The 19,605-nt window shown below is 47.1% G+C and carries 17 protein-coding genes; 2 read left to right on the top strand and 15 right to left on the bottom strand.

What is annotated here, in order from left to right:
* Positions 1-366: 366 nt before the first annotated feature.
* The 8 genes from HI950_RS28045 to HI950_RS28080 form a co-directional block, all read right to left on the bottom strand.
* Positions 367-543 (bottom strand): hypothetical protein, encoded by a 177-nt coding sequence (locus HI950_RS28045; protein WP_169088927.1) that lies wholly within the window; start codon positions 541-543, stop codon positions 367-369.
* Between the two features lie 66 nt (positions 544-609).
* Positions 610-3,645, bottom strand: coding sequence for a beta-galactosidase, LacZ type (gene lacZ, locus HI950_RS28050; RefSeq protein WP_169088925.1), 3,036 nt, complete (start codon positions 3,643-3,645; stop codon positions 610-612).
* 76 nt (positions 3,646-3,721) lie between these two features.
* Positions 3,722-4,546, bottom strand: a complete 825-nt coding sequence (locus HI950_RS28055) for a carbohydrate ABC transporter permease (protein WP_169088923.1) — start codon at positions 4,544-4,546, stop codon at positions 3,722-3,724.
* The gene (locus HI950_RS28060) at positions 4,539-5,378 is read right to left on the bottom strand and encodes a carbohydrate ABC transporter permease (RefSeq protein ID WP_169088955.1); all 840 of its coding nucleotides are present in this window, start codon (positions 5,376-5,378) and stop codon (positions 4,539-4,541) included. Before HI950_RS28060 ends, HI950_RS28055 begins: the two co-directional genes overlap by 8 nt.
* 189 nt (positions 5,379-5,567) lie before the next feature.
* Positions 5,568-6,866: an ABC transporter substrate-binding protein gene (locus HI950_RS28065; RefSeq protein WP_169088921.1), complete on the bottom strand. Its 1,299-nt coding sequence runs from the start codon at positions 6,864-6,866 to the stop codon at positions 5,568-5,570.
* Between the two features lie 185 nt (positions 6,867-7,051).
* Positions 7,052-8,827, bottom strand: a complete 1,776-nt coding sequence (locus HI950_RS28070) for a sensor histidine kinase (RefSeq protein ID WP_169088919.1) — start codon at positions 8,825-8,827, stop codon at positions 7,052-7,054.
* Positions 8,828-8,831: 4 nt separating this feature from the next.
* A complete protein-coding gene (locus HI950_RS28075) occupies positions 8,832-10,409 on the bottom strand; it encodes a response regulator transcription factor (RefSeq protein ID WP_169088917.1) in 1,578 nt (525 codons plus the stop codon).
* A 51-nt stretch (positions 10,410-10,460) separates the two neighbouring features.
* Entirely contained in the window at positions 10,461-11,363 is a 903-nt protein-coding gene (locus tag HI950_RS28080) for an ArsR/SmtB family transcription factor (protein WP_169088915.1), read from the bottom strand.
* Positions 11,364-11,516: 153 nt separating this feature from the next.
* On the opposite strand from HI950_RS28080, the gene arfA reads away from it, so the two are divergent.
* A complete protein-coding gene (gene arfA / locus HI950_RS28085; RefSeq protein WP_169088913.1) occupies positions 11,517-13,028 on the top strand; it encodes an arabinosylfuranosidase ArfA in 1,512 nt (503 codons plus the stop codon).
* 79 nt (positions 13,029-13,107) lie between these two features.
* On the opposite strand, the gene HI950_RS28090 is transcribed toward arfA, so the two are convergent.
* The 6 genes from HI950_RS28090 to HI950_RS28115 form a co-directional block, all read right to left on the bottom strand.
* Entirely contained in the window at positions 13,108-13,536 is a 429-nt protein-coding gene (locus tag HI950_RS28090) for a GreA/GreB family elongation factor (RefSeq protein ID WP_169088911.1), read from the bottom strand.
* Positions 13,537-13,825: 289 nt separating this feature from the next.
* Positions 13,826-14,032, bottom strand: coding sequence for a hypothetical protein (locus tag HI950_RS28095; RefSeq protein WP_169088909.1), 207 nt, complete (start codon positions 14,030-14,032; stop codon positions 13,826-13,828).
* 210 nt (positions 14,033-14,242) lie between these two features.
* Positions 14,243-14,503 (bottom strand): hypothetical protein, encoded by a 261-nt coding sequence (locus HI950_RS28100; RefSeq protein ID WP_169088907.1) that lies wholly within the window; start codon positions 14,501-14,503, stop codon positions 14,243-14,245.
* 237 nt (positions 14,504-14,740) lie between these two features.
* Complete coding sequence (locus HI950_RS28105) at positions 14,741-15,364, bottom strand: cyclase family protein (RefSeq protein ID WP_169088905.1); 624 nt, start codon at positions 15,362-15,364, stop codon at positions 14,741-14,743.
* Positions 15,365-15,531: 167 nt separating this feature from the next.
* On the bottom strand, positions 15,532-15,801 hold the full coding sequence (locus tag HI950_RS28110; RefSeq protein ID WP_169088903.1) for a hypothetical protein: 270 nt from the start codon (positions 15,799-15,801) through the stop codon (positions 15,532-15,534).
* A 113-nt stretch (positions 15,802-15,914) separates the two neighbouring features.
* Positions 15,915-16,853 carry a helix-turn-helix transcriptional regulator gene (locus HI950_RS28115; RefSeq protein WP_169088901.1) on the bottom strand — a complete coding sequence of 313 codons (939 nt, stop codon included), beginning with the start codon at positions 16,851-16,853 and terminating at the stop codon, positions 15,915-15,917.
* A 131-nt stretch (positions 16,854-16,984) separates the two neighbouring features.
* Between HI950_RS28115 and HI950_RS28120 the strand changes: the two genes are divergently transcribed.
* Positions 16,985-17,716, top strand: a complete 732-nt coding sequence (locus HI950_RS28120) for an alpha/beta fold hydrolase (RefSeq protein WP_169088899.1) — start codon at positions 16,985-16,987, stop codon at positions 17,714-17,716.
* A gap of 74 nt (positions 17,717-17,790) precedes the next feature.
* On the opposite strand, the gene HI950_RS28125 is transcribed toward HI950_RS28120, so the two are convergent.
* Complete coding sequence (locus HI950_RS28125) at positions 17,791-19,536, bottom strand: RNA polymerase sigma factor (protein ID WP_223285555.1); 1,746 nt, start codon at positions 19,534-19,536, stop codon at positions 17,791-17,793.
* Positions 19,537-19,605: the final 69 nt, after the last annotated feature.

A 19,605-nucleotide genomic window follows, 5' to 3' on the forward strand; every position in this document is an offset into this window, starting at 1 on the left:
CACCGGTTCGCTTTGCTGCACAATTCAATAAGAGAAAAGCAGGATAATTTGTGTCCACATTCTTGACGGAAGTCCAAAATTCCTTCTAAACTCGATTTTCGCCCGAATTGCGCAAAATATCGGGAGTTTTTCCCGTTAATTACCTTTTGCAACCGCAAGCGCTGCTGCTAGGGCAGCTGGCACTTCGGCGGCATTCACTGCTGCATGCATGCCGTAGCACTGCTTCAAGCTTAGCCCCTTGCGCTGCTGCATAGCTCAGCCCCTTGCGCTGCTGCAAATCACAGCCCTTGCTCTGCTGCAAAGCACAGCATCTTTCGCTGCTACAAATCACAGCATCTTGCCTCGCCCCTCGCGCTGCTGCAAAGCTCAGCCCCTCGCGCTGCTGCATAGCTCAGCCCCTTGCGCTGCTGCAAGCACTGCCGCATGCGACGCTGTTATCGCTGCTGCATGCTGCAGCATAGAAAAAGGTTCTCGGCCCTCTTTAGTAGGAGCAAGCTGTTCATCACTTGCTCCCCCCTTCCCTTCAAAAAAACCGCAGCACAAATCGCTCACCTGACACGCGAAAGAGCACTGAAAAAATTCCAGTGCTCTCCTCATCTTTTTCCTATGTTACAAACGATCGATGTTGAAAACAAACGTCAAATCTTGATTTGCTTGAATCAAATATTCGTCATGCACAGGCGCGCCCCAGCTGTCGTCACCGCCGACGCCCATCTGTCTGCCAGCTACTGTTACGACCGTATAGTGAACGTTCGGCAGCTCGTAATGATGATACGCATTTTCCAGCTCAAATGCGGTATACGGCGAAATATTGCATTCGACAGGCTGCGCCGCAGGCGCTGTAACCCGAATGCCGTGGCCATCGTCATTTGTGATGCTTACACGGCGTACGCCTGTGCGGTTGCCTGATTCTTGAGGCACCACGTAGCCGGATACATTATCGGCGGCATCATTTTGGAACACGCCAAGCCGTGCACCAAAGGCGCGGTCGATATAGTTCTCTTCGGGGCCCATCGCATACCAATCCAAATGGTGATAATCAGCCGGAACCTTAAATGACAAAGCAAAAATCGGCAGCTTCGGCAACCCTTCTGCACCTTTGTAGCTCGATGTGACGCTTATGCTTCCGTCAGTAAGCACCTTATAAGCAACGGTGACGAGAACCTCAGCGCTTATGCTCAGCTTGTACTGGAATGTAACGGTGGCGCTTCCCTTCTGCTCAGTCAGCTCCACACCGATGCATTTGCGCGTCAAGCTAGCCGCGAACCAAACACCGGAGTCAAAGCCAAGCGCAAAGCCCTTATCATTGTCCGTTGTCGCACGCCAAAATAATGGAGCCGGCGGAATCGCGATCATTTCTCGGCCTGCATAGTTCAACGAAATGAGCGTCCCTGCCTGCTTGGAGAACATGATGCTGAAATCTCGGCCATGAACGCCGATATTGACATCCCCCTCCACCACGCGAAGCGAACCTTCAGGCTGTGCGGTTACTGCGCCCGCTTCAATCACAAATACATATTGCCCGAACGAAGTCTCATGCCCCGCATCCGCCCATAGCGTCTTCTCCTTCAACTGAAGCGACGCATGGAGCGCGTACTCGCCAGAAGCAGCGACTGCCGGCAGCTCGATGGGCACATATGCCTCGCTTTGCGCAGCTACATCCAACCCCATTTTGCTCCTGAAAATCTCCTTGCCCTCACGTTGAAGCGAAATGACCAATTGATAGGCATCCGTACCTTCGAACAGGTTCTCGTTGATTACCTTCACGCCTTGGCGGTCTGGAATCAGCTTAATGTTCTGGTAGAGGAACTTTACCTCCTGCATCTTCGGCGATTCCTTACGGTCTGCATATACAATGCCGTTTGTACAGAAATTATAGTCGGTAGCCCGATCTTCAAAATCGCCGCCGAAAGCAAGAAACTCTTTGCCATAGCGATCCTTTTTCACGATTACTTGATCGATGTAATCCCAAATGAAGCCGCCTTGATACATCGCGTATTTCTGCTCCAGCTCCGTATATTTGTGCATGCCGCCTACCGAATTGCCCATCGCGTGCATATATTCGCAGCTAATATAAGGCTTCTGCGGGTTATCATTCAAATATTGCTCGATATCGGCCGGCTTCGCATACATGCGGCTCTCCATATCGCTAGTATCATTATACTTGCGGTTATGAAATACCCCTTCATAATGAACGAGTCTGCTCGGGTCCGTCTCGCGGAAATAGTTCGATACGTTTAGCAGCACTTCGCCAGCATACGCTTCATTGCCGACCGACCAGATAAGTATGGACGGATGGTTCTTGTCGCGCTCCACCATTGAAATCGCCCGATCCATTACGATGGGCTGCCATTCCGGTTTGTTCTCCGGGATGTTCCACGAAGGCTCGACAGCCCCCATCTTTTGCCATGATCCATGCGTTTCCAGGTTCATTTCATCAATGACATAGACGCCGTAAATGTCGCAAAGCTCATACCACAGCGATTGATTCGGATAATGTGAGGTGCGAACCGCGTTCAGATTGTTGCGCTTAAGCGTAGCAATATCCCACAGCATATCCTCCTTCGTAATCGCCCGTCCCCTGCGGCTGTTGAACTCATGGCGGTTAACGCCCTTGAATACGATGCGCTTGCCGTTCAGATGCATGACCTTATTGATCATTTCAAATTTGCGGAAGCCTACCCGCTGCGGAATCGCCTCGATTAGCCTGCCTGCTTGATCATAGATCGTAATGTAAAAAACGTACAAATAAGGCTTTTCAGCGCTCCATGCCGTTACTTTGCCAGCATCAAGCGACAACGTCAACGCATCGCTCGCGGATGATTCCGATGACGCAGTCCCTACTGTATGACCATCAGCGTCCTTTAATTCAAGCTTAACGCTATAGAGCTGTTCAGCACCCGTGAGCTTAAGATCGGCACGCAGGTTTCCAATCGTATAAGCTTGATCAAGCTCAGCATGGACAAATAGATCGCGTAAGTGAACGCTAGGAACGGTATATATATAAACGTCGCGGAAAATGCCCGAGAAACGCCAAAAATCCTGATCCTCCAGCCAGCTGCCCGTGCTCCGCTGATAAACCTCTACAGCAAGCTTGTTCTCGCCATCCTGCAGGAACGGCGAAAGATCAAACTCAGCCGGTGTGAAGCTATCCTCGCTATAGCCGACAAATTCGCCGTTTAGCCATACGTAGAAGGCCGATTCTACGCCTTGAAAAGAAATATAAACAGGCTTGCCCTGCATGTTGCTTGGCACATTAAAATATTTTACATAGCTGCCTACCGGGTTATGATCCTCGGGAATAGCCGGCGGTCGTATGTCGTTATGCCCATCCCATGGATACATCGTATTGACATACTGAGGCTTGCCGTATCCTTGCAATTGAATATGCCCTGGCACCTCGATGTCCCTCCAACCATCGCAATCATAATCCTTCTGATGAAATCGTTCAGGACGGTCAGCAGGCTTCACGGAATAGCTGAATTTCCAGCTCCCGTTTAAATCATGACGAAGGGCCATAGGCGCATTTGCCGTCGCTTCCTCTATCGACTCGTAATAACGGTGATCGGAATGCGCAGGCAACCGGTTCACCGCAAATACGCTCACATCGGTGAGCCAGCTAATATTCGGCTTTAATTGATTCATTCTATTTTCCCCTTAAAGTTATTTAAAAGTCAGGCAGCCGCGCTTAAAGCGTGCAGCCGCCTGACTTCATCTTGCTCTATTTTACCGAGCCTGTCATCCCTGCGACAAAATGCTTCTGCATGAGGAAGAACACAAGCGCGGTCGGAATGGTGGAAATAACGATCGCGGTCATAATAATGCCATAGTCCGGCGAGTAACTGGACCCCAAATTCGATATCAGCATCGGAATCGTTTTTTTCTCCGGCGATTGCAATACGATGAGCGGCCATAAGTAGTTGTTCCAGCTCGACATAAACGTTATGATGCCTGCTGCAGCGTAGGTCGTCTTCATCGTCGGCATATAGATGCGGAAGAAGAGGCTTATTTCGTTTAAACCGTCAATACGGCCTGCCTCAAGCAGCTCGCGTGGAAACATTTTCGTGTTTTGACGGAAGAAGAAAATAAGAAACGCAGTCGTAAAGGTCGGCAGCACGACGCCAGAGAGCGTGTCCAAGCCGATAAACGGGATTGCCTGCGATAATCCTGCAAACATTTGATACAACGGTACCATGATCGCTGCGAACGGTATCATCATCGAGAGAAGCAGGATGGTAAATACGACGTCCTTGGCTTTGCTCCTGTAAATTTCAAAGCCGTAGCCGGCTAAGGATGCAATGACCATGGCAAGCACCGTAGTCGTAATTGAGATTTTTGCCGAGTTGAGCAGTGCGGGCACGATATCGACCGTACTGAACAAGGTGTTAATATTTTCAATAAGCTGGCTGCCGGGCAGCAATCTGCCCTTCGTGACATCAGCCGACTTGTTAGTTGCGCTGATTAACATCCATAGAAATGGAAAGATGGAAACGAATGCAACGGCGCTTAGAAAAATATAAACAAACACACGTTTTAATTTATCCATTTTTATCACCTGCCGCCTTAAACTGAATGAACGCCAATATGATGATCATAATTACGATCGAATACGACACGGTTGCCGCATAGCCAAAGTCGGACGAATATTTGAAGGAAAGATTGTAAATATATTGCGAGATGGACATGGAGGCATTCCCCGGTCCGCCCTTCGTAATATTTACGACCTCATCAAACAGCTGCAGCGTACCGATGGTAGACGTAATCGATGTAAACAAAATAATCGGCTTAAGCAGCGGTACAGTAATGCCAAAAAATTGTCTCGTTGACGAAGCGCCGTCAATCTTCGCAGCCTCGTAAATGGAATGATCGATATTTTGAAGCGCGGACAAGTAGAAAATCATGTTATAGCCCGTCCAGCGCCATGTGATTGCGATAATAACCGTCACCTTTGCCCAGAAAGGATCGGTAATCCACTGAATGGGAGTCGCGATCAAATGTAGATTGGTCAACAGCTTATTGACCAGTCCTTCCGTAGCGAACAAATATTTGAAGATGACAGAATAAGCAACAAGCGAGGTAACAGCCGGCAAGAAAATCGCCGTACGGAAAAAACCTTTGAATTTCAATTTGCTGTCGTTGAGTAGAACGGATATGAACATAGCCAGAACAATCATGACAGGGACTTGGATAATCAAATAAACGAATGTATTTTTAACCGCAGTTAAAAATGTCTTATCACTGAACAGACGAACGTAGTTATCGAAGCCGACAAACGATAAATTCATGCCTTTGCCGGATTTAAAGGACAAAAGGAGCGCTTGAATCATCGGATAAAAATAGAATGCCGCAATCATGATTACGGCTAGAATGACGAACATCCAGCCAGTCAAATTGGCTCTTGTGCGAATATTCACGCCAGGCCTCGCTGCTTTCACGGTAGCCTAACCCCTTTCTTTACGGAAATAAAACCTTGGAGACTCCTCCAGCGCTCCTGTTGCCGGAAAAACAACTTATGAATCAGGAGAAGGAGAAGCCCCAGGTTTTATTTAATTGCCGTATGATGTTAGTTATTTAACTTGTGTTTCCGCTTGCGCTTGAGCGTCGCTCAGCGCTTTGTCGATCTCTTTGCCGCCGAGGTAATTTTGCATTTCGACAACGAGAATATCTTCAACCGCATACGTATGCATGCCGTAGTTAACACGCGGAATTTGTTCCGTCCATTTTGCGAAATCTTCTACTATTTTTTGTCCGCCAAAAAATGGATCAGGCTGCTTGTAAGCATCGCCCGCTGCTGCTGCTTTGAGCGTACCGATAGCACCGATTTCCGTCACAAGCTTCTGGTAAAGCTCAACGTCAGAGCCAAATGTTTGTTTCAAAAACTCTGCCGCTGCTTCTTTCCCGTCAACGTTCATAACATACCACGAGCTGCCGCCAAGGTTAGATGCATGAACGGCATTTGGCGCTTTCGCCAGTTTAGGGAAAGGTACGACAGCCCATTTGCCGGACTGCGATGCTTCTGCTTTAACCGAAGCGGTAATCCAGTTGCCTGTAGGCACGGATGCTACTTCTTCGCTGTTGAAAGCACCAACAAATTGACTCCAGTCCGAAGTCACTTTCACGATATCCGCGTTCATTAGCTCTTTGTAAGTTTCGAATGCTTCCTTCAGCACTTCATTGCCGGCAAGGTTAGGCGTTGTGCCGTCATCCTTCAAGTACCAAGAGCCAGCTGATTGAATCATCATGCGAATTAAGCCAAGATCGTTAGGATCTTGCGTAAGAAGCGCTTTGCCTGTTTTGGCTTTCACTGCTTTACCGATTTCGATTAATTTTTGCCAGTCAATATCCTGCAGGTCAGCCGTTTTGAAGCCTGCTTCCTCTAAGTAATCGCTTCTCACGTACAAGCCAGCTACGCCAGAGTCGAATGGCACGCCGTATTGCTTGCCGTCCAAGCTAGTCGGCCCGATTTTGTACTCGGCGAAATCAGCTGGATTAATGAAATCCGTTAGCTCGAAGAAAGCTTCAGGATAAGCTTGCAGGAAGCTTTGGGCACGATAGTCCTCAATCAATACGATTGTCGGCAAGCTTTTTGTTGTACCTGCGTTTAGGCCTGCGTTCAATTTTTGAATAATATCAGCCTGTGCGTTTTCTACAATATTTACCTTCAGATCGGAATCCGGGTTTTTAGCCTTGTAGGCTTCGCTTGCACGCTCCATGGCTCCGATATTAAATACCTTATCCCAAGCCCAAACCGTAATTTCTTTCGTTCCTTCAGCAGTCGTGCCGCCCTCATTCGGTGCATTGTTTTCTTTGCCGCATGCTGTGAGCAGCACGAAGCTGGCCAACATAATAGCGAGTATTTTTTTCAATTCCTTCAACCCCTTTTAGTAACTGTAAGCTTTTTTCTGAAAGCGTTTGCCGGCTAACAAGATTCATTATAGCAACTCGTGAAAATGACTCGTTAGCAATATATTTGTGCGGATTTGTCATTCTATTGTTACCTTTCCCATCGTTAATATGTAATTAGAAATTAATTTGTGAATTGGTACTTTCTTTAGGTCTTCATAAGCGGCAATTTAATTTTCACTCTCGTTCCATCGCCAACATCGCTCACGATTTCAACACCAAATGCTTCTCCATAGAGCAGCGTAATGCGGTCATGCACGTTGCGTATGCCGATGCCTGAGAAGAAATGGCTCGTGCTGATTGAAGCATGATCGGGATTCTCGTGGTCATAACCGCTCATCCCAACGCCGTTATCGACGACCTCGCATACTAATGCATCATCCTCGCGGGAAATAAGCACATAAATATGTCCTTCGTTTCGGTCTTGGAAAGCGTGAAAGAAGGCATTTTCAATAAATGGCTGGATAATGAGCTTTGGAATGTGATAGCCGTAGCAATCATCGGAAACAAAATAGTTCACCAGAATCTGCTCCCCATATCTCACATGGTTTATAAAAACGTAGTTTTTCAAATTAACGAGCTCCTGCGCTACGCTAATCGTCTCGCTAATGTTGCTTACTGTATTTTGCAAAAGCGATATGAGCGCGTTGATCGTAGCCGCCGCTTTCTCCTTATTGCCCTGCTGCACCAATATTTTGACCGAAGCCAGCGTGTTATATAGGAAATGCGGGTTAATTTGCATTTGCAAAGCGGAAAGCTCCGCGTTGCGTTGGTTTTTCTGCGTCTCAATCAGCTTCTTGATATAATCATTCAGCTCATCGAGCATATAGTTATAGGCATTTCCTAGCTCCTTGATCTCATAGCTGCCTGTAACGGTAATATAGTTGTCGAAATTATTTTCCGTAATGCCTGACATTTGTTTGGCCAGCATCGTTAACGATTGCGTCAATCTTCTCGAAATAAGAAACACGATAAAAAGGGCAACGAGTACAATCGCAGCGCAAATAAGCGCGACCGTCTTGAAATCGACCATTTCGCTAAGCACTTCCTGCTTATCGATGAGATTAACCAAATAGAAATCATAAACCGGCAAATAATTGGACAGCACCAGGCTGCTTCGTCCCCTCACGCTCACATCTTTAAAGCTTAGCTGCTGCTCTTCCATTTCTTTGGCGTAGCCAAGCAGATCACGCTCTTTATTGCCAATAAGCTCGTGGCGGTTGCTGGATACGACAATGCCCGAACGATCCAAAATGACTACGTCATTGCCTTTGCTGGTAAAGCTCGAATAAAACCGTTTAAAATCGCTTTCTCTTATCGCAAAATAAAGAATGCCGTACTGGTTGCCGCTGGTGCGCTCCATCAATGCCCTTGAAGCAACGATAGCCGGGTCTTCGTCCGAAGAACCGGCAACATATTGGTTATCCAATTGATAAATGAGCTTCTTTGGGTTGACTAACGTATTCACGGTCAACATGCTGTTTCTCAGCTTGTCCAGCGAATTTGGCCAATACGAGCTGTCTGTCGAGTGGCTCTTCCTATTAATGCCCGAGATCGTCATCGTTACCGGATATGCCGCTACGATGGATTGAATTCGCTTCATTTGCTGGCTCGCCGAATAGTAGCTGTACATCGAGGAAAGCGAATCCATATCCGGCTTCGTCAGAAAACCTTTGATCGCGCCATTTTGCAGCACATTGTTAGATGCCGTTACGACGGAGTAGTTGAAGGATTCAAAATTCGTTTGAATCTGGCTGATGATCTTCGAGTTCGTAATGCTGAATGTATTCATGAACAGACGCTCCGACATCTGTATCGTCACAATCGAGGTAAGAAGTGCAACAGAAACGACGCTGACCAGCGTGACGATAAACATTTTTATAAAAAGGCCGTGATATTTAAATTTTCCCAAAAACCCTCTCATTGCGCTATTCCCTCATTTTGCCTGTGTATTGTTTTCTGTAATGGCTCGGCGACAGGCCCGTTAGTTTCTTAAATACTTTCGTAAAATAGCTATGGTCTGAATATCCTACCATTCCGCTAATCTCGGAGATCGAAGCCGTATCCTGCTGCAGCAGCTCTGCTGCCTTCTCCACTCTAATCTTGTTCAAATATTCGCTAAAGCCTTCTTTGTTATGCGATGTGAAATAACTCGAGAGGTACGACGGATTAAAGTGGAAATGCTTCGCAATTTCCGTCAAGCTCAGAGGCTCGGCATAATGCTCCTGTATAAAATGAAGCAGCTGCACCATGTTCGGGTTGCTGCCCGATGCTCCTCTCGATTGGATTACGTCGCTCGCTTCCGCTATAAAGGAATGAAGAAGAGAAAGCGCCTCGCTTACATGCATCGATTCTCCAATCGATTTGAAATATGCATATTTCGCATCATCCAGCTTTTTCATGTTGGATTCCAGGCGGCCTAACAAAATCGTAATATTAAAAATAACGTTGCCCAAAAAAGACTTAAATTCGAAAACATCGGTTTTATACTGGCTCGCAAGAGCATTCACATGCTCCAGCAGCATAGTAAACGCCTCTTCGAATTGCCGCCGGTTCATAAGCTCAGTGAACGAAGTCATATTAAATGGGCGTGCCTCACCGTTAGCTGCCGGCAGCTCGCCATGAACGATCAAATGCTGGGAAGCCGGAAGAAAGTAGCGGTATGCGTTTATTTTTAGAAAGCTGTCTTTATAGTTCGCTCCGAGCTCTCGCAAGTCGGTAAAGGGTTCACCGATGGTCCAGCCAATCTCAGGGAGCTGCTCCCCTGTCCTTGCAGCAAGCTTCCGAGCTATGCTGGTCAGATGATCCTGTTCCCGGTTGTCTAGGTTAACAAGCAAAACGACCGTATTCGGTTCTGTCGGCAGATGAAAATAGACCGCGTGCGGCAAGCTGGCATCGAGCTCATCCGTCATTTCATTCAGCCACTGCGAATCGGCATGCCGCTCCCTCCCCTTGCCCGCCAGCTGCTTCAAATCTGCTCCAAGCAGTCTGAATCCATGATGAGGAAACGCTTCTGCAATTACCGTGTTTTCTATATCGACCTCATAGCCCGAGATAAGCTTATCGAGGACAAGCTTGATGGACACACCAGCTTCATCGTCAGATTCAACAAGCTTCAAGGAAGGAATTTTCCGTGCTGTGCGCTTCACGATTTCAAGCAGCTGAATAGCTTCCAGCTTCGGCTTTAAAATATAATCGGCTACGCCGCTTTGAAAGGTTGACCTTACGTAATCAAATTCGCCAAAGCTGCTTAAAATAATAACTTCGATCTCCGGGAACCTCTTCTTAATCGCACGAGTCAGCTCCTCTCCCCCCATTATGGGCATGACGATATCCGTAATGACGATATGCGGCTCCAATTCCTCGATCAGCTCAAGCGCTTCTTTGCCGTTGGACGCCTCGCCGACAATTTCAACGCCCTCATTCTCCCAATTCAGCAGGTGCTTGATCCCTTGTCTCGCTAATATTTCATCATCCACGATAAGTACGCGACATGAAAAAGTCATTCCTTAACCTCCGCTTTCAAAATCTTTTTTCCTTGCTTGCCGATTTCCCGCTTACTCGTAGTAGCTGCGAATGACAATATCCTGATCATAATTGCCGAAGCCTTTTCCGTACAGCGTCAGGCCGCCGCGACCGCGCGAGACATCCTCGGCACTGATGCGGAAAGTCCACTGGTTGCTGTCCCATGGGACATCCCTTATCGTCGTCTCTGATATTTGCAGCCCATCTATATAGGTTCCTTGTTCATTGATGCGGAGAACTTTCATCAAGCCGTATTGATTAACATCATTATGCCACCAGGCTGGCGATAATCGTCCTCTCATATTCCCGAAATCGCCTGGGCTTGTCCATACCCCAAGCAGCCTCCCATTGATCGTAAACTGAATGTCCGAAGGCCAATTCTCATCAACATGCGGGGCTTCCGAGCCAATCTCCATCGATATTTCGATTTCCTGAACCGTTTGGTCTTTAAACAGGAAATTAGGTATTTTGTATTCAACAAATCCTCTAGCAAACCACAAGATGCCTGCATGAACTCGCTCCGGGTCTAAAAAATAGGTCGGATTATCATAATGCCCGATCATCTTCTCCGTAGTGGCAATTCCGCAGGTCGGCGATGCTTCTATATCCGTATAATGCCCAACAGGCACGGATACCTCGGCGAATTTTCTTGCCGCGAGCTCCTTTTTGGATAATCGGATTTGGAGATACTCCGTGCAAAGGGAGCAATATTTATACGTTCCTCCGTTGACTCTGCGCATCCGATAGCTGACGAGCCCAGCTTTTTGCAGCTGGCTGACATGCTTGCTTACAATAGCGCTGCTCAAATATAACACTGAAGCGAGCTCTTTAATATGCATCTCCTTTGTATATAATAAGTCGATGATTTGCAAGCGCACCTCGCTTGCTAACGCTTCATATACCCGCAGCGATTCCGTATCCGTTGTTAAATACAATTCCGCACCCGCTTTACAATTAGTAATTTAGTTAATCCTAACGCAATTCACACCAACCGTATTGCATGTGTTTATTTATTATGATAAATATTATATACGAAATCAACAATTAAGAATTAATTATTTGATTAATTCATCCAGGAGGTTCTTTTTATGTCCATGAAATCAACGATGCTTATCGATAAAAATTTTACCGTATCAGAGGTTGATCCGAGACTTTATGGCTCCTTCATCGAGCACTTGGGTCGTGCCGTATACGGGGGCATTTATGAGCCCGGCCATCCAACCGCTGACGAGAATGGCTTCCGCCGTGATGCGCTGGAGGCGATTCGATCCTTAAATGTTCCGATCATCCGTTACCCAGGCGGCAACTTTGTGTCCGGCTACAATTGGGAGGACGGCGTTGGTCCCAAGGCGGAGCGGAGACGGCTGCTTGAGCTCGCATGGTGGACGACTGAAACGAATGAAATGGGAACGAATGAATTTGCGGATTGGGCGAAGCTGGTCGGCTCGGAGGTCATGATGGCCGTCAATCTTGGGACTCGCGGCATTGATGCCGCCCGGAATCTCGTTGAGTATTGCAATCATCCGTCCGGCTCCTACTACAGCGACCTTCGTATATCTCATGGCTACAAGGAGCCGCATAAATTCAAAACATGGTGCCTGGGCAATGAAATGGATGGCCCCTGGCAAATCGGGGCAAAAACAGCGGTGGAATACGGCCGGCTTGCGAACGAAACCGCCAAAGCGATGCGCTGGGTTGATCCATCGATCGAGCTTGTCGCATGCGGAAGCTCCTCGAGCGGCATGAGCACCTTTGCGGATTGGGAAGCTACGGTGCTTGATCTTACCTATGATCAGGTCGACTTTTTGTCGCTGCACACCTATTACAACAATAATGAGAACGATTCGTCTAATTTCCTCGCGAAGTCGCTAGATATGGATCAATTTATTTATAGCGTTTCTGCCATTTGCGATTATGTGAAGGCGAAGAAGCGGAGCAAGAAGAAGCTTATGCTGTCGCTCGACGAGTGGAACGTATGGAATTCAATCGGTACAAGCCGCGCCGATGAGCGCTGGCAGATAGCCCCTCCTGAGTTTGAAGATGTATATACGCTTGAGGATGCTCTTGCCGTAGGCTGCTTCCTTATTACGCTGCTCAAGCATGCGGACCGTGTAAAGATGGCATGTATCGCGCAATTGATTAACGTAATCGCACCGATTATGACGGAAAACGGGGGTCCATTATGGCTGCAAACGACTTACTACCCGTATCTTCACGCGTCGCTTTACGGCAGAGGCACTGTGCTCCATCCGATCACTTCGTCGCCTAAATACGATTCCAAGGATTTTACGGATGTTCCATACCTTGAAGCCATCAGCGTTTATAATGAGGAGCTTGGCGAGGTGACGATCTTTGCTGTCAACCGTCATTTGTCGGAGGGGCTTGAGCTTGACATCGACGTTCGAAGCTTCGGCGAGGTTAGCATTACCGAGCATATCGTGTTGGAAAATGAAGATTTGAAAGCAGTCAACACCAAATCGAATCCTGCCCAAGTAGTACCTCATAATCGCGGCACCGCCAAAGCGGATAACGGTTATGTAAAAGCGATGCTTGGCAAAGCTTCATGGAATGTCATTCGTCTCCAAACCAAAAAAGGCTAACGCAACGAAAACCGCCGGATCCAGTGATCCGGCGGTTTTTTTGTCTCGTAACTATCGCATCAGCGTCAATCCGCTAACGTTATTTTTCTCGTTGAATATGAAGCATGCGAACACGCATCGCCCCAGCCGGCGTAGCCACGTTAATAACCTCGTCTCTTCGGCTCATCAACAGCTGCTTTCCTACTGGCGAAAGGAACGAAATGCAATTTTTCTCCGGATCGGCATCCATCGGATAAACGATTTTGAATGTATCCTTCGTTTGATAATCGATATAATCGATCGTAACCTCGCATCCTATAAAAACAGCTGGTGACAGGCCTGTCTCCACAGCGGCAAGCTCATTTTCAATAAATTGCACATACTCGGCAAGAAATAGCTGCGTTTGCTTCCGCTCTACCCCTTGTTTAGGAAAATAAGCGTCGAGAAACGAATGCTTCTCTTCGCCCAGTACGATAAGCTGATGAATAAGCTGCTCCCTAAAGCTGCCTGCCTGAACACTATGGTTCATAGTAGACTTCACCCCCTAGAGACCTATTACGCAGCAGCAACCCTCGAACATTCTTTTGAACCATATGGTTCTCCTCCTCATAAACAGATAGACCTCTACGCCAGAGGTCTTGTTTCCATCATATCAGACTTCTTATAGAAGTCCAGCAGCTCTCATTCGCTCTCGAAAATACAAAATAATAGTGTTAAACAGCAGCAAAAGAACCCTCTGCCAAAGCTGTGAATAACGAGAGGTTATTCGCAGCTCGGCAGAGGGTTCTTCTATCTTTTTTTACATTTTGTGCTTCGGTTTAAGGAGTGGTGACCTCATCGGTTGCCGCTGGATCAGCCGTAGCATCAGGAGTATCATTCACTCCATCCGTAATGGCGTTGTTATTGCCATTGTTATTTACATCCGCGTCGTTATTGCACGCCGAGGCGGTAAATACGACAGTAACACTCATCATGGCGATCAAAATAAGCTTGGCTATACTGCGGCTTTCATTCGTTTTCTTCATCGTTTATTCCCCTTTCAATCTGGTTGTTTATTCTTTCATACTGGAAACTTAACCAGCAGCGGTATTTTTGAATCAGATTGGTTCATGAGAATATATTTAGATTAATGATTTCGAAATGAGGGTATATTATTAACCTTTTTTAGGAGTAAAACAAAAAAAGACCGCACACGGTCTCTTTTCTTTGAAACCAACTATGAAAATAACATTCGATCAATAAAAAGATTCCGAGCGTATTTCCGTAAAATGAAATAAGCCTGTTCGATGATTAGACTCTCTAATCTTATCCATAATCTCGCATAAGTTGATCATGGAGTCGGCATCTCTCGTCGACGAGGCGATCTGATAAAGAGTGTTAAAGCTTCCTAATGCATACTCCTTATTAACTGCTCCATTCTTTAGGTTCGTTAGCACGCGTTCGATTTCGCTGTTAATGAACCACACAATTCTTTTTTTTAAATTAGAATTATTCATGAGCAACCCTCCGCTGTCGATGAAATAGTACCTGTTAAGTATAGCTCTGCGGCAACTAAAACGTTGTCGAAGCGCGAAGTCGAAAAATATTTTTTTCCAACAAAAATCACGCTTCTTCTCAGCGGCAGCATCATGATATTCAAGCACTTGCGCAGAGCGCTTTTATACGGAGATTTTCTCGACTGGCTTTACGACTAATCCTTTAAGCCCTTTGCTCTCAAGCTGCTGCACAAAGCTCTACGCTTCCTGCTTAACCCGCGCGATTACGCGAGCAATGGATGAATCCGCCTGTATGCGAAGCGGCAGCGCAATAATTTCAAAAGCTTGGATGCCGAGCAGCCGATGAACATGCTTTAAGTTTTCAATGATGAGAATGCTGCTGCCGAATAAGCTTTTATGGATGTCAAATGGATACTTGTCCGGTGAAGGCGTATCCAAGCCGACCATTTTCACTTTTTTTCGAATAAGCAGATCTGCAAATTCCTCAGTCAACACCGGATAATCTGTAAAATACGATGGCTGGCCGTACAGCTCACCATGACCGGTATATACGATAACGATTTGCCCCTCTTTGATCGACGCTTCGTATTGTTCATTATAGTCAATTGTGCTGGCGCCGCATACGTCCAGCAAGACGCCGTCCCCGACAAATTGCTCCACTGGAAGCTCATCGATATACTGCTGAATGTCTAATAAATGCATCGGACCATCAATATGAGTTCCTGCATGCATGTTGATCGACAACTGATGATTGTTATAAGAATCGCTGTTCATATGCTTGGATTGCTCCAATACGGTCTCCGCATCGCCTGGGTACACCGGCATTTGATGCAAAATGGTATGGGTAAGGTCAATAATCACGCTGCTTTACAACTCCCTTCGACAGTGTGGCTATATCCGACTATAGCATAAAAGCTGCCATTTCGAGAATAGCACGATCAAAGGGAAGGTATCTTCATCGTTTTTATTGGAATGGGTTAGTAGCTGGAAGAACAGCTGGGGAGTTTGGGAGTTTGGACGATTTGAGTTTACATGGATGGCTGTAACACTGCTGCCTTAGTCAATAGTGCTTGCTTCATGACCGCTTGCTTCACCCTATTATGCTGAAGCTGCTCGGATAGTTGAAAAAAGGATTCATCCTGCAGTATCGCAATCAACGCCTTTGTTGCCGCTTCGGCAGCAAGCGCCTCGTCTTCAACCAAGTAATAAGCAGCTTGATAGGCGTAAGTCTCGTGTTGCTTTAGAATAGCTGCTTTGCGCTGCAGCTCTTGTTTGGTATGAGTTGTAAGCATCTTCACCGCACGTATTCACCCTCCTGCAGCCATGAACCTGACTGTACTCTCGGATAAATCAACTATATACGAGTTCGGAGCGTCCACCTAGTACCATATTTCCGTAGTACTTGACAATGTTAATACAGCAGCTGCATTGCTTCGATTTTTTGCTTCATGTAGGCAACAGCCTCTGCCGGTCCCGTTATTTTCGCGTCTTCGCCTAGCTGCCAAATCCGTTCCGCATAAAACGGAATATCCTCCGCCGCAATAGAAATGGCCGCAGTTCCGCTGCCTGCTTCGGAGCGTTGAATAAACGGAGCAAACCTCGTTTCGGACTCGAGCAGCCACACCCCTTTTTCCGTCAATTCCAGCAGAAGCAAGATTTGTTCCAGATGGTCTTTCTCCGGTACGTTCAGCAGCGTCTGTTGCTCGATGTCTTCCCGGCAAGGGAACCTTTCGTTGAGCGTGGCGGAGAGAATCCGGTCAGCCCTGAATTGCCTTACTTCTTCGCGCACAAAGCAATAGGCAGGGCAATACCAATACCCAGAGCTCGCGTAGAGGCCGATCGGCTGAATATCCCGCTTCGATATGCCGCTGCCCGAGCGGTATTCAATCGTTGCGACGCTGCGAATCATAATCGCCTGCAGAAGCGTTTGAAGAACATCACGAGACATTTGCCTGTGCGGGCTGTAAATCATCACCCGATTTTTCAAGCGGTCAATCTGCTCCCTTACATCAGCAGGCAAGTAATGATAAAACTTATGGAGCGCTGAGCCGGCTCCCTCGCCGAATGGCAAGGAACTGAAATAATTTAAGGACTGGCAAGCGAAAAAAATAGCGATTGCCTCGCCCTCCGAGAAGCTGATCGGCGGGAGCAATCTCTCCTGCAGCAGCTTATAGCCGCCCCCTCTGCCCTGTATGGAATAGATGGGAACGCCTAGCTCGCTAAGCTCCTGCAAATCCCTAGTAATAGTCCGGCTTGATAAGCCAAATTCATCGGCAAGCTCTCTTACGGTAAAGGACTTTCTCGCGTTGATCATCATAATTAGCTGGATTAACCGCTGTGACTTTTGCATAATTAGCCCTCGCTCTCACTCGATACTTTTTATTTTATCTTATTCTATAAATAAGACAATAATTGTCTTGTTTATTTGTTATTATCAAATTGTAATCAAGGATAAACGATGGTTCACGGAGGAGAATAGCGATGAATAAACAAGAACTGATTCAACAAAAGATAGGGTTCGTATTCGTAAATGGAGCTGGAATGAAGGGCGAAGTGTGGAGCAAAGTGGCAGACGGAATGAGCCAGCCATCCTTGTTGGTTGATTTTCCGCTTAGAGAAGGAACGGTTGAAGCGAGGAAGGAGCTAGCTCTGGCGGATTATGTGTCCCATCTGCGAAAACAGGTAAATGAATGGGGCGTTCGAAGGTTCATTATTGTGGCTCACTCGCTCGGAGGCGTTCTTGCGCTTAGACTCGCCTACGAATTTTCTGATCGCTTGGCAGGCTTTGTTGCTGTTGGAGCAGCCATTCCGAGTAAAGGCGGTTCATTTCTATCGGTTTTGCCTTTCCCTAAACGGATGCTGCTGTCTGCCATTTTGCCGAAAATGGGCACAAAGCCGCCTGAGTCCGCGATTCGGTCCGGGCTTTGCAACGATCTGACGCCAGCGCAAACGGCCGAGATTGTGAGCGGCTTCATTCCTGAATCCCTTCGCGTATATACGGATCGTGTCGATGCTCCCATACCAGATGTTCCTAAACTATATGTGAAGTTAAGCCTGGATAAGGAATTTGGCCTGTCCCTGCAAAATAAAATGGTATCCGCTCTCTCTCCGCAATTCGTTCAAAGCTTAGAGACCGGGCATTTGCCCATGCTTAGCGATCCAGATGGGTTAAGACGCTTGCTGCAAGACTTCTACATTCAAGTGGATATATAAAAAAACGACAAGCCTCGGAAATCACTCCGATACAGGCTTGTCGTTGTATTAGGATATTGATTTGAATGCTGATATCATCCTAACTGTTGTAATAACATGCGGAAAACCTGGGCGGCTGCTTCCTCCTGCTTCTTAATCGCTTGAAGATGCTCGATCGACTTGCGAGCGTTCATTTCGCTGCCTGGCTCTCCGCCCTCCGGGAAAGGAAACATGTGATGAAGCGCCTCATAATGAGAGGAAATTCCCTCGTACAGCTGTGCAGCTTCCCCGAGCAGCTCCCGAATTCGGTTATCAACATCATCTGCTTGCGGCCAGCTTGCCATGATCTCATTTAGAAAAGGTGCTGCATGCTTGCGGCCATCCATAATGACAGCAATATTGTAGGCATTGCCGTTCGGCTCGACCGTTCCCTCTCGGAGTGCATCGCACCATACATCGTACGCCTTAATGCCCTTGACCGATCCGGAAGAGCTGGTGCTCTCTTCCCCGTCATAATGCTCGACAATCATTTGCAATGCGCTCCGCAGCTGATCTTTCTGGTTGATGCCGAATGGCTCATCAAGCGCGAGTACAAATATTTCTTCAAGTACGCTTCGGCCCAAATTTTCATAAGGAAGCGTATCTAATCGGCAGCATTCATAGGCATGAAGCAGCTTTTCTCCATCGTCATAACCATAAATAAGTCCAAATTCAGGAAAGAAGATATCCCATGCAAGCACCGGATAGCCTTCCTTAATGGAACGATGGATCAAACCGAGCGCTTCTGGCAGCGCATGATGAATTTCCCGCTTGTCCATAGCGTCCTTCCCTACCAAAGCTTGGTCGATTAAGTTGGTATTTGGGCCAATCGCAGCATTCATGCCATCAACATATTTGGCGAGAAACCCTATGTTCTTCAGCCCTCTGGCCATGGTTTCTCCAAAAGGGTAAGCGGTTGGCCCAGCGATATGAACGCTCCCCGGTATTATATTTATTCGGAAAGCTTGCCCTGTCAAACCCATAACCATCGGAAAGGTTAAACCTTTATTCGTATATTTCAGCATCGTGTACAATGAATCTACAGCGGTATTCCATGACCTCGCTTCAGCAAAAGTCTCGCTTTTCGGTAAAATTTGTTTTTTCATCCATCCCATATCCCTTCTCGTTTTAACATAGGAGTCAACCGTTATGCGGAGTCGTTCTTGAATAACTTTTTTCCGTGATCGCGAAATGATTTGATACACATTGGAGGATGAAAGCTGAAACAGCTTTGCGATCTCCTGCGGTGACAGCTGATCAAAGAAATGGGATTCGAAGACAAGCCGCTCTCTTGGCCTCAGACAGCTAATGACCTGCGTCAATACTTTAAGCGTTTCCTTCTGCATCAATCGCTCTTCCGGATGCCCTTGTTTGGTTGAGCTTTCTTCTGCCGAACGGTTCAGACGACTCAATATGCCATCCAGGTCGCTGACTTCATCGCTATCGCTGTGCCTATTAGGCATCAAGTGGCCCAGCTCCGTAAAAGTACGCTCCTTGCTGACCGAGCTGCTCTTTAGCTTCGTAATGGCTTGGTTGCGAACTATGCGATGAACCCACGGCAAAAAACGTTCAATTTCCACTAGCTTCCCAAGGTGCATAAAGGCTCTAATCAAAGCATCCTGTACGATGTCCTCCGCCAAAAACGATTCATGCGTAATCATTTTGGCATAACCGTACACCTCTGCTCTATGCCTTCTAACCAGCTCGCCAAATGCTTCATGGCTGCCCGATTGCGCATGCATAACTAGCTCGCCATCCGCAAGCTCTCCCCAGCTTTGTCCGTTGTCATCCAAGTTAATCAAGTCGATGCTCCTCGCAAAATAAAGTTGACCTACTATATAGACTCGCGGCACAAAGGATTTCTGACAAAA

The organism is Paenibacillus sp. PL91 (genome assembly GCF_012935325.2).
Classification (GTDB): domain Bacteria; phylum Bacillota; class Bacilli; order Paenibacillales; family Paenibacillaceae; genus Pristimantibacillus.

Coding starts and splice junctions, on each gene's coding strand:
- HI950_RS28095 (WP_169088909.1), bottom strand. CDS start 14,032: ATGAAGAAAACGAATGAAAGCCGCAGTATAGCCAAGCTTATTTTGATC.
- HI950_RS28070 (WP_169088919.1), bottom strand. CDS start 8,827: ATGAGAGGGTTTTTGGGAAAATTTAAATATCACGGCCTTTTTATAAAA.
- HI950_RS28055 (WP_169088923.1), bottom strand. CDS start 4,546: ATGGATAAATTAAAACGTGTGTTTGTTTATATTTTTCTAAGCGCCGTT.
- HI950_RS28115 (WP_169088901.1), bottom strand. CDS start 16,853: ATGCAAAAGTCACAGCGGTTAATCCAGCTAATTATGATGATCAACGCG.
- lacZ (WP_169088925.1), bottom strand. CDS start 3,645: ATGAATCAATTAAAGCCGAATATTAGCTGGCTCACCGATGTGAGCGTA.
- HI950_RS28060 (WP_169088955.1), bottom strand. CDS start 5,378: ATGTTCGTCATTCTAGCCGTAATCATGATTGCGGCATTCTATTTTTAT.
- HI950_RS28120 (WP_169088899.1), top strand. CDS start 16,985: ATGAATAAACAAGAACTGATTCAACAAAAGATAGGGTTCGTATTCGTA.
- arfA (WP_169088913.1), top strand. CDS start 11,517: ATGTCCATGAAATCAACGATGCTTATCGATAAAAATTTTACCGTATCA.
- HI950_RS28090 (WP_169088911.1), bottom strand. CDS start 13,536: ATGAACCATAGTGTTCAGGCAGGCAGCTTTAGGGAGCAGCTTATTCAT.
- HI950_RS28075 (WP_169088917.1), bottom strand. CDS start 10,409: ATGACTTTTTCATGTCGCGTACTTATCGTGGATGATGAAATATTAGCG.
- HI950_RS28100 (WP_169088907.1), bottom strand. CDS start 14,503: ATGAATAATTCTAATTTAAAAAAAAGAATTGTGTGGTTCATTAACAGC.